Annotated in this window: 11 protein-coding genes; all 11 read left to right on the top strand. The window is 65.0% G+C overall.

The genetic code is table 11. The annotated features are described in order from the left end of the window. Nucleotides 1–8: 8 nt before the first annotated feature. The 11 genes from lnt (at nucleotide 9) to pnp (ending at nucleotide 13,620) form a co-directional block, all read left to right on the top strand. On the top strand, nucleotides 9–1,586 hold the full coding sequence (lnt, locus tag ABJ363_03225) for an apolipoprotein N-acyltransferase (protein ID MEP4377987.1): 1,578 nt from the start codon (nucleotides 9–11) through the stop codon (nucleotides 1,584–1,586). A gap of 135 nt (nucleotides 1,587–1,721) precedes the next feature. Next, a complete protein-coding gene (gene metK, locus ABJ363_03220) occupies nucleotides 1,722–2,888 on the top strand; it encodes a methionine adenosyltransferase (protein ID MEP4377986.1) in 1,167 nt (388 codons plus the stop codon). A gap of 24 nt (nucleotides 2,889–2,912) precedes the next feature. Further along, nucleotides 2,913–3,635 carry a tRNA (guanine(46)-N(7))-methyltransferase TrmB gene (locus ABJ363_03215; protein ID MEP4377985.1) on the top strand — a complete coding sequence of 241 codons (723 nt, stop codon included), beginning with the start codon at nucleotides 2,913–2,915 and terminating at the stop codon, nucleotides 3,633–3,635. Between the two features lie 154 nt (nucleotides 3,636–3,789). After that, nucleotides 3,790–4,314, top strand: coding sequence for a ribosome maturation factor RimP (gene rimP, locus ABJ363_03210; protein ID MEP4377984.1), 525 nt, complete (start codon nucleotides 3,790–3,792; stop codon nucleotides 4,312–4,314). Nucleotides 4,315–4,319: 5 nt separating this feature from the next. After that, a complete protein-coding gene (gene nusA / locus ABJ363_03205) occupies nucleotides 4,320–6,032 on the top strand; it encodes a transcription termination factor NusA (GenBank protein MEP4377983.1) in 1,713 nt (570 codons plus the stop codon). 18 nt (nucleotides 6,033–6,050) lie between these two features. Then, the gene (locus ABJ363_03200; GenBank protein ID MEP4377982.1) at nucleotides 6,051–6,773 is read left to right on the top strand and encodes an RNA-binding protein; all 723 of its coding nucleotides are present in this window, start codon (nucleotides 6,051–6,053) and stop codon (nucleotides 6,771–6,773) included. Nucleotides 6,774–6,777: 4 nt separating this feature from the next. Continuing rightward, entirely contained in the window at nucleotides 6,778–9,480 is a 2,703-nt protein-coding gene (gene infB, locus ABJ363_03195) for a translation initiation factor IF-2 (protein ID MEP4377981.1), read from the top strand. A gap of 68 nt (nucleotides 9,481–9,548) precedes the next feature. Then, a complete protein-coding gene (rbfA, locus tag ABJ363_03190) occupies nucleotides 9,549–10,013 on the top strand; it encodes a 30S ribosome-binding factor RbfA (protein ID MEP4377980.1) in 465 nt (154 codons plus the stop codon). After that, nucleotides 10,013–10,951, top strand: coding sequence for a tRNA pseudouridine(55) synthase TruB (gene truB / locus ABJ363_03185; GenBank protein ID MEP4377979.1), 939 nt, complete (start codon nucleotides 10,013–10,015; stop codon nucleotides 10,949–10,951). Before rbfA ends, truB begins: the two co-directional genes overlap by 1 nt. 6 nt (nucleotides 10,952–10,957) lie before the next feature. Then, nucleotides 10,958–11,227 (top strand): 30S ribosomal protein S15, encoded by a 270-nt coding sequence (gene rpsO / locus ABJ363_03180; GenBank protein MEP4377978.1) that lies wholly within the window; start codon nucleotides 10,958–10,960, stop codon nucleotides 11,225–11,227. Nucleotides 11,228–11,436: 209 nt separating this feature from the next. After that, on the top strand, nucleotides 11,437–13,620 hold the full coding sequence (pnp, locus tag ABJ363_03175; protein ID MEP4377977.1) for a polyribonucleotide nucleotidyltransferase: 2,184 nt from the start codon (nucleotides 11,437–11,439) through the stop codon (nucleotides 13,618–13,620). The last annotated feature ends 143 nt before the right edge of the window (nucleotides 13,621–13,763 follow it).

The raw sequence follows: 13,763 nt of genomic DNA, 5'->3' as shown, positions 1-13,763 counted from the left end.
GCGCGCCCATGTTGCCGACTGTCGCTGAACGTCTGCGCGCGACAGGCGGCTGGCGCCGCGTCGCGGTTTGTCTGTTTCTTGGCGCGGTCTCGGCGCTGGCGTTGCCGCCCTTTCACATCGTGCCGATCCTGGTCCCGGCGTTTGTCGGCTTGCTCTGGATTCTCGAGGGTGTGGCGGACGCACCCTGGCGGCGCCGGCGCGGCCTGTGGGTCGGGTTCTGGTTCGGCTTCGGGCATTTCATCGTGGGCGTGCACTGGATCGCGGAGCCGTTGCTGGTGGACCCGGTCCGCACGGCCTGGCTGATCCCCTTTGCGCTGCCGGGACTTGCGGCGGCGCTGGCGGTGTTCCCCGCGCTGGCTTGCGCGGCGCTGATGGCCTTGCCGCTGCGGGCCGCGCCGCTGGCGCAGGTTTTTGCGCTGGCCGCGCTCTGGACGCTGGCCGAATTCGCCCGCAGCATCGTCTTCACGGGATTTCCGTGGAACTTGATGGGCTATGTCTGGGCCGGGGCGCCGTCGATGATGCAAATCACGGCGTTGGTGGGGGTCCTGGGGCTGAGCGCGCTGACGATTCTTGCTGCGGGGATGCCCGTGATACTCGCGGATGACACCCTGCCGCCGCCTCGCCGCCGGGCCTTGGCCGTGGCGGTGACGATCGGGTTGCCGCTGGCGCTTTGGGCCGGTGGGCAGGCCCGGCTCGCCGGCGCCGGTGATGTCGATGAGGCGCTGGTACCGGACGTGCGCCTGCGGATTGTTCAGGCGAACATCGCCCAGCGGGACAAATGGGATCAGGATTTACGCGCCTCCCATATGGCGCGTCACCTCGCGTTGAGCCGCAGCCCCGCCGGCGTCGAACCAACCCATGTGATCTGGCCGGAAACCGCCGTGCCGTTCTTGTTGGCGAACGATGTGCTGGCGCGGGTCCAAAGCGCGGCCGCCGCGCCGCCCGGTGGTGCCCTGATTACGGGTTCGGTGCGCCGCGTCTTTCACAACGACACGCAACAACTGCGCAACGCGCTGCTGGTGATCGATGACAAGGCGGATGTGCGCCGGGTCTACGACAAGTCCCATCTCGTGCCTTTCGGCGAGTATGTGCCGCTGCGCGGGGTGCTGCCGATCGACAGGATCGTGCCGGGCCAGGGTGATTTTGTTGCCGGGCCGGGACGGCGGCTGCTCGAAATACCGGGGTTGCCGGCGGTGAGCCCGCTGATCTGTTATGAGGCCATTTTCTCCGGCCGTGTGACCCCGCGTGGCGAAAGGCCGGGCGTACTTCTGAACCTGACCAACGACGCGTGGTTCGGGACATTCGCCGGCCCGCAGCAACATTTTGCGATCGCCTCGACGCGGGCGATCGAGGAAGGACTGCCGCTGGTGCGCGCGGCGAACACCGGCATATCGGCTGTCGTCGACCCCTATGGCCGGGTGATTGCCCGGCTCGGTATCGGTGCGCAAGGCGTCCTCGATAGCGGGCTCCCGGCAGCATTGCCGGCGACACTCTTTGCGCGGTGGGGCGCGATGATTCCCATGATTTTGGCGGTGTTGTTTTTGGGCTTCGCACTGGTCCTTTCGCGCGACCGCAAATCCCCTTGACGGGCCGGGGGGCCTTCCTGCACAACCGGGGCGCCTGGCCGGACCGGCGCCGGGCGTTCAAGATGTATATTCAACTCATAAGGCTGCGGGCTGCCCGCTGCAGCATAACAATCCGATTGCAGGGAGACCGACCCCGTGTCCAAAAGCAGTTATCTCTTTACCAGCGAATCCGTTTCCGAGGGACATCCCGACAAGGTATGCGATCGCATTTCCGACGCCATTGTCGACGCCTTCCTGACCGGCGACCCGCAGAGCCGCGTGGCGGTCGAGACCCTGACCACGACAAACCGCATCGTCATGGCCGGCGAAGTTCGCGGGCCGGCGGATATCGATGGCGCGCGGATGGAAGAAATTGCCCGCGCCGCAGTCCGGGACATCGGCTATGAGCAGGACGGCTTCCACTGGAAGAATGCCGCGGTCGACTGCCATGTGCACGCCCAGTCGGTCGATATCGCGCAGGGCGTCGACGCCGCCGGCAACAAGGACGAGGGCGCGGGTGACCAGGGCCTCATGTTCGGCTATGCGTGCCGCGAGACCGATGTGCTCATGCCGGCGCCGATCCACTATTCACACGCCATTCTGCGGTCGCTTGCCGAGGCGCGGCATTCGGGTGCGGAGCCCGGCCTTGGGCCCGATTCCAAGAGCCAGGTGACGCTGCGCTACGAAGACGGAAAGCCGGTCGGTGCGACGTCGGTGGTCGTCTCGACCCAGCATGCCGAGGGGCTGAGCCAAGATGATGTGCGCGAGATTGTGCGCCCCCATGTGGTCAATATCCTGCCCGAGGGCTGGATGTGCCCGGAAGAGCAGTTCTATGTGAACCCGACGGGCCGGTTTGTCATTGGCGGACCTGATGGCGATGCCGGCCTGACCGGCCGGAAGATCATCGTCGATACGTATGGCGGTGCAGCGCCCCATGGCGGCGGCGCGTTTTCGGGCAAGGACCCGACGAAAGTCGATCGCTCGGCCGCCTATGCCGCGCGCTATGTGGCCAAGAATGTGGTTGAGGCCAAGCTGGCGGACCGCTGCACGATCCAGGTTGCCTATGCGATCGGCGTGTCGCACCCCCTGTCGGTCTATGTCGATACCTACGGCACAGGGAAGGTCGATGAGTCCGCGTTGGCCGAGGGCGTCCAGAAGGCGATGGACCTCACCCCGCGCGGCATTCGCGAGCATCTGGGCCTGAACAAGCCGATCTACGCGCGCACCGCGGCCTACGGGCATTTCGGCCGCCAGCCGGATGCCGATGGTGGGTTTTCGTGGGAAAAGACCGACCTCGTCGACGCGCTTCACAACGCCCTCTGATCGGGGCGCATTGACCCGCGCGCCTTGACCGGGAACGACAACACGAACATGGCGGGCGAAGACCCGCGGTTTCACGGCCGGCGCCGCGGGCGCAAGTTGCGGCCCGGTCAGGAACGTCTTCTCGAAGGCTATCTGCCCGAAATCAGGGTGGATGTGCCCGCCGCTGGCGACGCCATCGATCCGGCCGGCTTGTTCCGCGCGGGTATGCGCGAGGTCTGGCTCGAAATCGGGTTCGGCGCGGGCGAGCATCTGGCATGGCAGGCGGCGCGCAACCCGGATGTCGGCATTCTCGGTGCGGAGCCCTATCTGAACGGGGTGGCGCGGCTGTTGTCCGAGATCATCGACGAGCGGCCCGGCAACATCCGCATCCATCCCGACGATGTGCGCCCCCTGCTGCCGCGCTTTGCCGATGCGTGCCTGGCGCGGGTGTTCATTCTGTTTCCCGACCCCTGGCCCAAGCTGCGCCACAACCGGCGCCGCCTGATCAATACGCAGCTGCTCGATACGCTGGCGCGGCTGATGCGCGACGGGGCCGAACTGCGGGTGGCGACGGACGATCAGGATTATCTGGTCTGGATCCTGCGGCATTTGCAGGCCCATCCGGATTTTTCCTGGGCGGCACGGCGTGCGGTGGATTGGCGCCACCGACCCGACGACTGGCCGGATACGCGTTACGAGGACAAGAACCGCAGCGGCGGACCCGGGCCGACATTCTTGCGCTATATACGCATTCCGCGCACCGGCTAACGCGCGGGTTGCCTTTTCCGCTGTTTTCCCTATATTCCCGCTCAACAAGGCCCAACGTCTGGTGACAGACAGTTAAGGGTGGCCCGGACAACCCGGCGCCGCCTTTTTTGTTACCTGATTTTCGGTGGGCGCCGCGCAGGAGCTTGGTCAAGGATTGAACCTGATCAGCGAAAATATCCAGACGGACAAGATCATTTCCGTCATTGAACCCTCGCTGGCCGATCTCGGCTTCGAGTTGGTGCGCGTCAATTATGGCGGCGGCGGCCGACCGACACTGCAGATCATGATCGACCGGGCGGACGGCAAGGACGTGACAATCGAAGACTGTACCCTGGCAAGCCGCACGTCATCCGCGTTGCTCGATGTGGCCGACCCGATACGGGACGCCTATGAGCTCGAGGTGAGTTCGCCGGGTATCGACAGGCCGCTGACGCGGCCCAAGGATTTCGAGAGCTTTGCCGGTTACGAGGCGAAGGTCGAATTGAAACAGGCCGTTGACGGCCGCCGGCGGTTTCGCGGGCGGTTGCTGGGTCTGGAAGATGACCGGGTGCGCCTGGCGGATTTGGATGGCGAGGATGACGAATTCATCCTGCCGTTCGCGGAGATCGCCAAGGCGAAGCTCGTATTGAACGATGAACTAATTGCCGCGGCCCAAAAGGGCCGGACAAACGAAGGATAGAGAATATGGAGTCTGGAGGTCCCAGCCGCATTGAGATGCTCGCCGTTGCCGACGCCGTCGCACGGGAAAAGGGCATTGAGCGCGAGGAAGTCATCACCGCGATGGAGCAGGCCATTCAGAAGGCCGGCCGCAATAAATATGGTCCCGAGCACGATATCCGCGCGATCATCGATCGCGATGGCGGGCATATTTCCTTGGCGCGGCACCGCGAGGTTGTGGAAGAGGTCGAGGACGAAAACACCCAGCTGACGGTCGCACAGGCGCAGGCCGAGAAAGCCGATGCGAAGGTGGGTGATTTCCTGGTCGACGAACTGCCGCCGATTGATTTCGGCCGGATCGCGGCGCAGACGGCCAAGCAGGTCATCGTCCAGCGGGTCCGTGACGCGGAGCGCGAGCGCCAGTTCGAGGAATACAAGGACCGCGTGGGCGAGGTCGTCAACGGCCTGGTCAAGCGTGTCGAGTATGGCAATGTGACCGTCGATCTCGGCCGCGCCGAAGGTGTGATGCGCCGCGACGAAGCGCTGCCACGCGAGAATCACCGCCCCGGCGACCGGATCAGGGCCTTTATCTACGATGTGCGCCGCGAACCTCGTGGCCCGCAGATTTTCGTGACGCGCACGCGCCCGGAACTGATGAAGGCGCTGTTCGCGCAGGAGGTTCCCGAGATTTACGACGGCATCATCGAAATCCGCGCCGCCGCGCGCGATCCGGGGAGCCGGGCGAAAATCGCCGTCATCTCGCGGGATGCCTCGATCGACCCCGTCGGCGCCTGCGTCGGCATGCGGGGCAGCCGGGTTCAGGCCGTGGTCGGCGAGCTGCAGGGCGAGAAGATCGACATCATTCCCTGGTCCGATGACCCGGCGACCTTTGTGGTCAATGCGCTGGCCCCGGCCGAAGTCACCAAGGTCGTGCTGGACGAGGACGCCAACAAGATCGAAGTGGTCGTCCCCGACGAGCAGCTGTCGCTTGCGATCGGCCGCCGCGGCCAGAATGTACGCCTGGCCTCCATGCTGTCGGGCTGGGACATCGACATTCTGACCGAGGAAGAGGAATCCCAGCGTCGTCAGGACGAGTTCAACACGCGCAGCACCCTGTTTATCGAGGCGTTCGACGTGGAGGATGTGATTGCGCATCTGCTGGTCACCGAAGGTTTCGCGACCATCGAGGAAGTGGCCTTCGTGCCCATGGAGGACCTGACGACAATCGAAGGGTTCGACGAGGAGATCGGCGAGGAGCTGCAGGCCCGCGCGCGGAACTGGCTCGAGGAGCGCGATGCAAATCTCGATATCGAGCGCAAGAAGCTCGGGGTCGAGGACGCCGTGCTCAATGTCGCCGGCGTCACGCTCGAAAAGTCGGTCCGCCTGGGCACCCATGGTGTGCGGACGGTCGAGGATCTGGCGGGTTTGATGCCGGACGAGTACCGGTTCATTTTCATGGACACAGAGACCGAGGTGAAGCTCGACGATCTGTTCAACATGGCCGACCATGAGATCAGCCGACTGGTACGTCCGAGCCCGGTAAACAGCGAAGAGGCGAACGCCATCATCATGGCCGCGCGTGTCGCGATCTATGGTGAGGACGTGATCCCGCCGGAACCCGAGCCGGACCCCGAAGCGGACGAAGCGGCCGAGGCCGAGGCGGCGCCGGAGGCGCCGTCGGATCTGGCGGCAGCGGAAGCCGTTTTTGCGCCGGCGCCCGACCAGCCGGCCGGGGAATAGGACCCGAGGCGCCTCACGATGATCGCGGTGGAACAGGCCCATATCGAAACGACCCAGGTCGAAACGGCCAGACCGGGTCGGCGCGCGGATGCCGCGCGGCGCCAAACCCGGCGCTGCCTGGTGACGGGCGATGTGCGGCCGCGGTCGGAGTTGATGCGGTTTGTCGTCGGCCCCGATGATCTGGTGGTTCCCGATCTCGATGCGCGCCTTCCCGGGCGCGGATTGTGGTTGACCGGCCGCAGGGATATAGTCGCGCAAGCCTGCGCCAAGCGCGCGTTTGCGCGCGGTGCGAAGCGGAATGTGGTGCCGATGACCGGGCCCGAGGGCGAAAGCCTTGAGCTGTTTGTCGAGGGCGCGTTGTTCCGCCGGGCGGTGGACGCCTTGACGATGGCCCGCAAGGCCGGCGCGTATGTGTCGGGTTTCGAGAAGGTTCGTGCCGCCCTGTCGGGGCGCGATGAAAATGAGGGCGCAGACGCGGGTGACACCGTTTTGTTATGTGCGTCCGATGCCGGCGAGGATGGCCGCGACAAGATTGCGCGGCTCGCTGATCGGGTGGGCGGTGTCACGCGCGTGGATATTTTTGAGGCGTCCGTACTGGGTGCCGCATCCGGGCGTGAGCGTACGGTTCACGCAGTCGTGTTGCCGGGTGGCGCCGCGCAGCATGTGTTGGAAACGGTCCGGGCCTACACCGCCTATCGCGGTGATACGGCCCTGGCGACCGATATTGATTTGATGGATTGAGATCATGGCGAATACGACCGAAAACGACGACAAGAAGAAGAAAAAGCCGCTGACGCTTTCCAAGCCGGGCAAGCTCGAGCTGAAGAAGACCGTCGAGGGTGGCCAGGTGCGCCAGAGCTTCAGCCATGGCCGGACCAAGACGGTGACGGTCGAGGTCAAGAAGAAGCGGACGTTCCAGCAGGGCGCCACCGGCGAAATGACCGAGATCAAGGAGGCCCCGGAAGAACAGGCCGCCGAGGCGCCGGCTGCGGCACCCGAGGTCGCGCCCGAGGCCGAAACGCCCCCGCAACGCACCCTGACCGATGCCGAGCAGGCATCCCGGCTGCGCGCGCTTGAGGCGGCCCGAAAGGCTGCCGAAGAGGCTGCGATCGAAAGCGAGAAAGCCAAGGCAGCGCTGGAAGAGGCGCGCCAGGCTTCGGAGGAAGAAGCGAAGGCGGCACCGGATGCCGAGGCGCCGGTTGTCGAGACCCCGGCTGCGGATGCGGACGTGCCCGAGACATCCGCCGAGCCCGAACCGGCCCCGGTCGAGACCCGGACCCGGCGAGAGATCGAGGAAGAGGCGCGTCGTGAGGCGGAGGCCCAGGCGCAGAAGATGGCCGATGAGGCGGCAAAACGCGCCGCGGCGGCCGAGCGGAAATTCGCCGCTCTCGAGGAAAAGTCAAAAGACGACGATATCGACCTCGGTGACCCGGGTGATCCCGGCACCCCGGCTGCGGCCAAAGGCAAGGCCGCCCGCGCCGAAGGGACGGCGGCGAAGCCGAATGCCCGGCCGCGTGCGAACGAACGCAAGCGCCGCAGCGGCAAGCTCACCATTTCCGAGGCGCTCGACGAGGAGGGCGGCGCGCGCCAGCGTTCCGTCGCGGCATTCCGGCGCCGCCAGGAGCGCGAGCGTCAGCGGGCGACCGGGGACAACAAGGGCGGCGGCCAGGCATCGAAAGTGGTGCGCGAGGTCTCCATTCCCGACGTCATCACAGTTGGCGAGCTCGGCAACCGAATGGCCGAGCGCGGCGCCGAAGTCATCAAGGCCCTGATGAAAATGGGCGTCATGGCGACGATCAATCAGACGATCGATCAGGAAACGGCGCAGCTCGTGGTCGAGGAATTCGGCCATGCGGCGAAGCTCACCTCGGCCAGCGATGTGGAGCTCAATCTCGGCGCCACGGTCGATGACGATGAAGGCACGCAAGTGTCGCGACCGCCGGTCGTCACCGTCATGGGCCATGTTGATCACGGCAAGACGTCCCTGCTCGACGCGCTGCGCGCCACCGATGTGGTCAGCCGCGAGGCGGGCGGGATTACCCAGCATATCGGCGCCTATCAGGTGGTGCTCGAATCCGGCGACAAGATCAGCTTCATCGACACGCCGGGCCATGCGGCCTTCACCGCGATGCGCCAGCGTGGCGCCCACGTAACCGACATCGTGATCCTGGTGGTCGCGGCGGATGACGGCGTCCAGCCGCAGACGGTCGAGGCGATCAATCACGCGCGTGCCGCCGAGGTGCCGATCATCGTGGCGGTCAACAAGATGGATTTGCCGGCGGCCGATGCGTCGCGGGTGAAAAACGAACTCCTGTCGCATGAGATCGTGCCCGAGGAAATGGGTGGCGACACGCAGGTTATCGAGGTCTCGGCCGAGACCCGTGCGGGGCTCGACACGCTGACCGAGGCGATCGTGTTGCAGGCGGAAGTTCTCGAACTGACCGCCAACCCCGACCGCGCCGCTTTCGGTGCGGTGATCGAGGCGCAACTCGAACGCGGCCGCGGCGCGGTTGCAACCGTTCTTGTTCAGGGCGGCACGATCAAGGTGGGCGATATCTTCGTTGCCGGCGCCGAATGGGGCCGGGTCCGTGCGCTGGTCAATGACCGGGGCGAGAATGTCGACGAGGCCGGCCCGTCCGCGCCGGTCGAGGTTCTGGGCCTGAACGGCGCGCCCCAGGCGGGTGACGAGTTCGCGGTCGTGGATTCCGATGCGCGGGCACGCGAGGTCGTCGAATATCGCCAGAGCGTCATGCGCGATGCGCGCGCGGCGGCCGGGGCACGCGGCAGCCTCGACGACATGTTCGAGCAGATCAAGGCCGGTGAGGCCGCCCAGATCCCCGTGGTGATCAAGGGCGACGTGCAGGGCTCGGTCGAGGCCATCGTCGGTGCGCTGAACAATCTGTCGACCGATGAGGTCAACGCCCAGGTGTTGCATGCCGGGGTCGGCGGTATTACGGAATCCGATATCTCGCTCGCGACCGTCAACAACGGGCTGGTCATCGGCTTCAACGTACGGGCCATCCCGCAGGCGCGTGACCAGGCCAAGCGCGACGGGGTCGAGATCCGCTACTACAACATCATCTACAATGTGGTGGACGATGTGCGCGGCATGCTGGAAGGCGAGTTGACGCCGACCCTGCAGGAAAATCTGCTCGGCTCTGCCGAAATCCGCGAGGTCTTCAGTGTTTCGAAGGTCGGCAAGGTGGCGGGTTGCATGGTGACCGACGGCTTGATCCGGCGGGACTCGAAAGTCCGCCTGATGCGCGATTCTGTGGTCGTGCATGAGGGCAATTTGGGCACGCTCCGGCGCTTCAAGGATGATGTCCGCGAAGTCCAGAACGGCTACGAATGCGGCATCGCGCTCGAGAATTACAACGACATCCAGCCGGGTGACGTGATCGAGTGCTTCGAGGTGCAGGAGATCGCGCGTCAACTCGAGGCGAGTTGAACGTCGCCGCGTAACAGGGCCGTTGCGCGGTTGCGCGCGGCCGGAACGGAATTGAAGACAGCCCGCCCATGAACCGGAATGCGCAAAATGCCCGCGGGAACGCCGGCAGGAGCAAGGCGCCGTCCCAACGCCAGTTGCGCGTGGGCGAGGAAATCCGTCATGCCCTGTCGGAGATCCTGCGCCGGGCGGCGTTCCGCGATACCGAACTGGCCAACCTGACGATCACCGTCACGGAAGTGCGTGTGAGCCCCGACATGCGCAACGCGACCGTGTTCGTTTTGCCGCTTGAGGGCGCCGCCGAACCCATGGTCGCGGGCCTGAACCGGGCCAGTGGCTATCTGCGCGGCCAGCTTGGCAAGGCCGTGCACCTGAAATATCTGCCCGCCCTGAGCTTCGTGTTCGACAAGAGCTTCGAGGAGGCCTCGCGGATCGAGTCCATCATGCACCGGCCCGAGGTTGCGCGTGATCTGGCGGGCGACGGCGTTGCGGACGAAGACGCAACAGACGTGCAGACGGACGAAGAGGGCGGCTGATGGGGCGTCGGCGCAAGGGCCTGGCGATCAACGGCTGGATCAATCTCGACAAGCCGGCCGGCATGACGTCCGCGGGCTGTGTCAACGCGGTGCGTCGCGCCACGGGGGCGGCCAAGCTGGGCCACGCCGGGACACTGGACCCGTCGGCGACGGGCATTCTGCCGATCGCGCTGGGCGAGGCGACCAAGACCATGCCCTATGTGACCGACAGTTCGAAAAGCTACACCTTCACGGTCAACTGGGGCGCGCGGACCGAGACCGACGATGCCGACGGCGAAGTGGTCGAGACCTCCGACATACGCCCGGACAGCGCGGCCATCGAAGCCGCGCTGCCGGCCTTTGTCGGCATGATCGAGCAGGTCCCGCCGGCCTATTCGGCGATCAAGATCGACGGCCAGCGGGCCTATGCCAAGGCGCGCGCCGGCGAGGATGTGGTCTTGCAGGCGCGGACCATCGAAATCAATGCGTTCGATCTGGTCGAGATTCTCGACGCGGACCGCGCGCGGTTCGCCGTGACGTCGGGCAAGGGCGCGTACATGCGCGCGCTCGCCCGCGACCTGGCCGTGGTGGTCGGCACCTGCGGGCACCTGTCCGATCTGCGCCGGGTGGCCGTCGGGCCGTTCGAAGAATCGGCTTCGATTTCGCTGGAAAAGCTGGAGGAACTTGGCCATAGTGCCGCCGCCTCACCCATATTGTTACCGATTGAGACCGTGCTGGACGGTATCCCGGCACTGGCCTTGTCTGACAGGGAAGCGGAAATGCTTCGCAATGGGCAGGCGGTTCCGGTCTTGCGACCGCAAGACAGGGAACGGATCGCGACGGCAGGGGACGATGGTATCGTCCTGGCCCTCGAGGCGACGACGCCGGTGGCGCTCGTTCGTGTCGACGGCATCCAGATTCGTCCGGTCCGTGTTTTAAATCTCGATACCGGGAGCTAGAAAAGCATGTCGATTACGCCTGAGCGTAAGAACGAACTCATCAATGAATACCAGACCAAGGCTGGGGACACGGGCTCGCCCGAGGTTCAGGTCGCGATCCTGACGGAGCGCATCAAAAACCTGACCGAGCACCTGCAGACCCACGCCAAGGATCATCATTCGCGCCGCGGCCTGCTTTTGATGGTCGGCCAGCGGCGTCGTTTGCTCGATTACACGCGGCGCAAGGAAGAAGCGCGTTACCGCACCCTGATCGAGCGTTTGGGCATTCGCCGCTAGTCGCGATTGCCTTTGTTACCGGCGCGGGCATGGCCCGGCGCCAACAAGACAGGCCCACGGACACAATCCGGTGTCCCCGGCCTGGCCCGCACGGACCATCCGTGCACACGCCGTCAAAACTCTATTGCGTGACGGCGCGAAGACCCCGATGGCACGGGGCATTCGTTTGGGGTTGGCCCGAACGGATGACGCAGGTTGAGAGATAAGCGATGTTTGACATTGTACGTAAGGAAATTGAATGGGGTGGGCGTCCGCTCATCCTGGAGACCGGGCATATCGCCCGTCAGGCCGACGGGGCCGTCCTCGTCACATACGGTGAATCCTCGGTGCTCTGCACCACGGTTGGCGAACACCAGCCGCGCGAAGGGCTGGATTTCTTCCCGCTCACCGTTCACTACCAGGAAAAGACATATGCGGCGGGCAAGATCCCGGGCGGCTTCTTCAAGCGTGAAGGGCGCCCCACGGAGAAAGAGGTTCTCACCTCGCGCCTGATCGACCGGCCCATCCGGCCGCTCTTCCACAAGAGCTATCGCAACGAAACCCAGGTGATCTGCACCACCGTCAGCCACGATCTGGAGAATGATCCGGACATCGCGGCACTCGTCGGTGCGTCGGCGGCCCTGACGATTTCGGGCATGCCTTTCATGGGCCCGATCGGCGCCGCGCGCGTCGGTTATATCGACGGCGAGTATGTGCTGAACCCGACGGCCGACCAGCTGGAAGAATCCGCACTCGACCTGATCGTTGCGGGCACCAGCGAAGGCGTGCTGATGGTCGAATCACAGGCCAATGAGCTGACCGAAGAGGTCATGCTTGGTGCGGTGATGTTCGGTCATGAGGGCTATCAGCCGGTGATCGATGCGATCATCGACATGGCCGAGCGTGCGGCGAAAGAGCCGCGCCCGGTCAGCGAGACCCCGCAGGAGATCATCGATCTCGAAGCGAAGGTTCGCGAGCTCGGCGAAGCCGGCATCCGCGAGGCCTACACCGAGAAAGAGAAGCTCGCCCGTCAGGACAAGGTCTCGGCCGCCAAGAAGGCCGTGATCGCGCAGCTCTCCGAAGAGGAAGCCGCGATTGCCAGCGGTCCGCTCAAGACGCTGGAGAAGGACGTGGTTCGCCGCGCCATTCTCGACACGGGTGAGCGCATCGACGGCCGCGACACCAAGACGGTGCGTGCCATCGAGAGCCAGATCTCGATCCTGCCGCGCTCCCATGGTTCGGCATTGTTCACCCGGGGCGAGACCCAGGCGATGGTCGTGGCCACGTTGGGCACCGGCCAGGACGAGCAGATCATCGACGCGCTCGAGGGCGAGTATCGCGAGCATTTCCTGCTCCACTACAACTTCCCGCCCTATTCGGTTGGTGAGACCGGCCGTATCGGCTTCACCGGGCGTCGCGAAGTCGGCCACGGCAAGCTTGCCTGGCGGGCCCTGCGTCCGCTGCTGCCGGCCAAGGAAGACTTCCCCTACACGGTCCGCGTGGTCTCCGAGATCACCGAATCGAACGGGTCGTCCTCGATGGCCACGGTCTGCGGTTCGTCGCTCGCCATGATGGATGCGGGCGTGCCCCTGAAGGCGCCGGTCGCGGGCATCGCGATGGGCCTGATCAAGGAAGACGACGGCTATGCGGTCCTGTCGGATATTCTCGGTGACGAGGATCATCTCGGCGACATGGACTTCAAGGTCGCCGGCACGGACGAAGGCATCACCTCGCTCCAGATGGACATCAAGATCACGTCCATCACCAAGGAGATCATGGAGATCGCGCTGGACCAGGCCCGCGACGGCCGGATCCACATCCTGGGTGAGATGGCCAAGGCCATCGATTCGGGCCGGGTCGAACTGTCCGAGCATGCGCCGCGCATCACCACCATGAACATCCCGACCGACAAGATCCGGGAAGTGATTGGCACGGGCGGCAAGGTCATCCGTGAAATCTGCGAAGTGACCGGCTGTAAGGTCGACATCGACGATGAGGGCCTGATCAAGGTCGCCTCGTCCGACGGTGAAGCCGCCCAGAAGGCGATCGACTGGATCACCTCCATCGTGGCCGAGCCGGAAGTCGGCGTGATCTACACGGGCAAGGTCGTGAAGGTCGTCGATTTCGGCGCCTTCGTGAACTTCTTCGGGTCGCGCGACGGCCTCGTCCACATCTCCGAGCTCAAGAACGAGCGCGTGGGTCAGGTGACCGACGTGATCAACGAGGGCGACGAGGTGAAGGTCAAGGTCATCGGCATGGATGACCGCGGCAAGGTCAAGCTGTCGATGCGGGTCGTCGATCAGGAGACCGGCGAGGAACTCGAGGACACGCGCCCGCCGCGTGAGCCCCGTGGAGACGGAGACGGGGACGATCGTCCGCGCCGCCGCCGCCCGCGCCGCGACGCCGCCGAGTAACAGGCTAATCAGCCGGCCCCACAATAGATGGTGGTCGGCTGATTTCTCCATTTCTAAACAGACTAGCGCCAAGCTTATCTCATAGCAGCCGAGTCTTGCTGATGGTTGCTGATGGTTGCTGATAGTTGCTGATAGTGGTTGAC

The sequence above is a fragment of the Alphaproteobacteria bacterium genome, from assembly GCA_039980135.1.
Lineage (GTDB): Bacteria > Pseudomonadota > Alphaproteobacteria > UBA6615 > UBA6615 > UBA8079.
The sequence above is the reverse complement of the archived record's forward strand: the minus strand, read 5'-3'. Positions and strand labels throughout refer to the sequence as shown.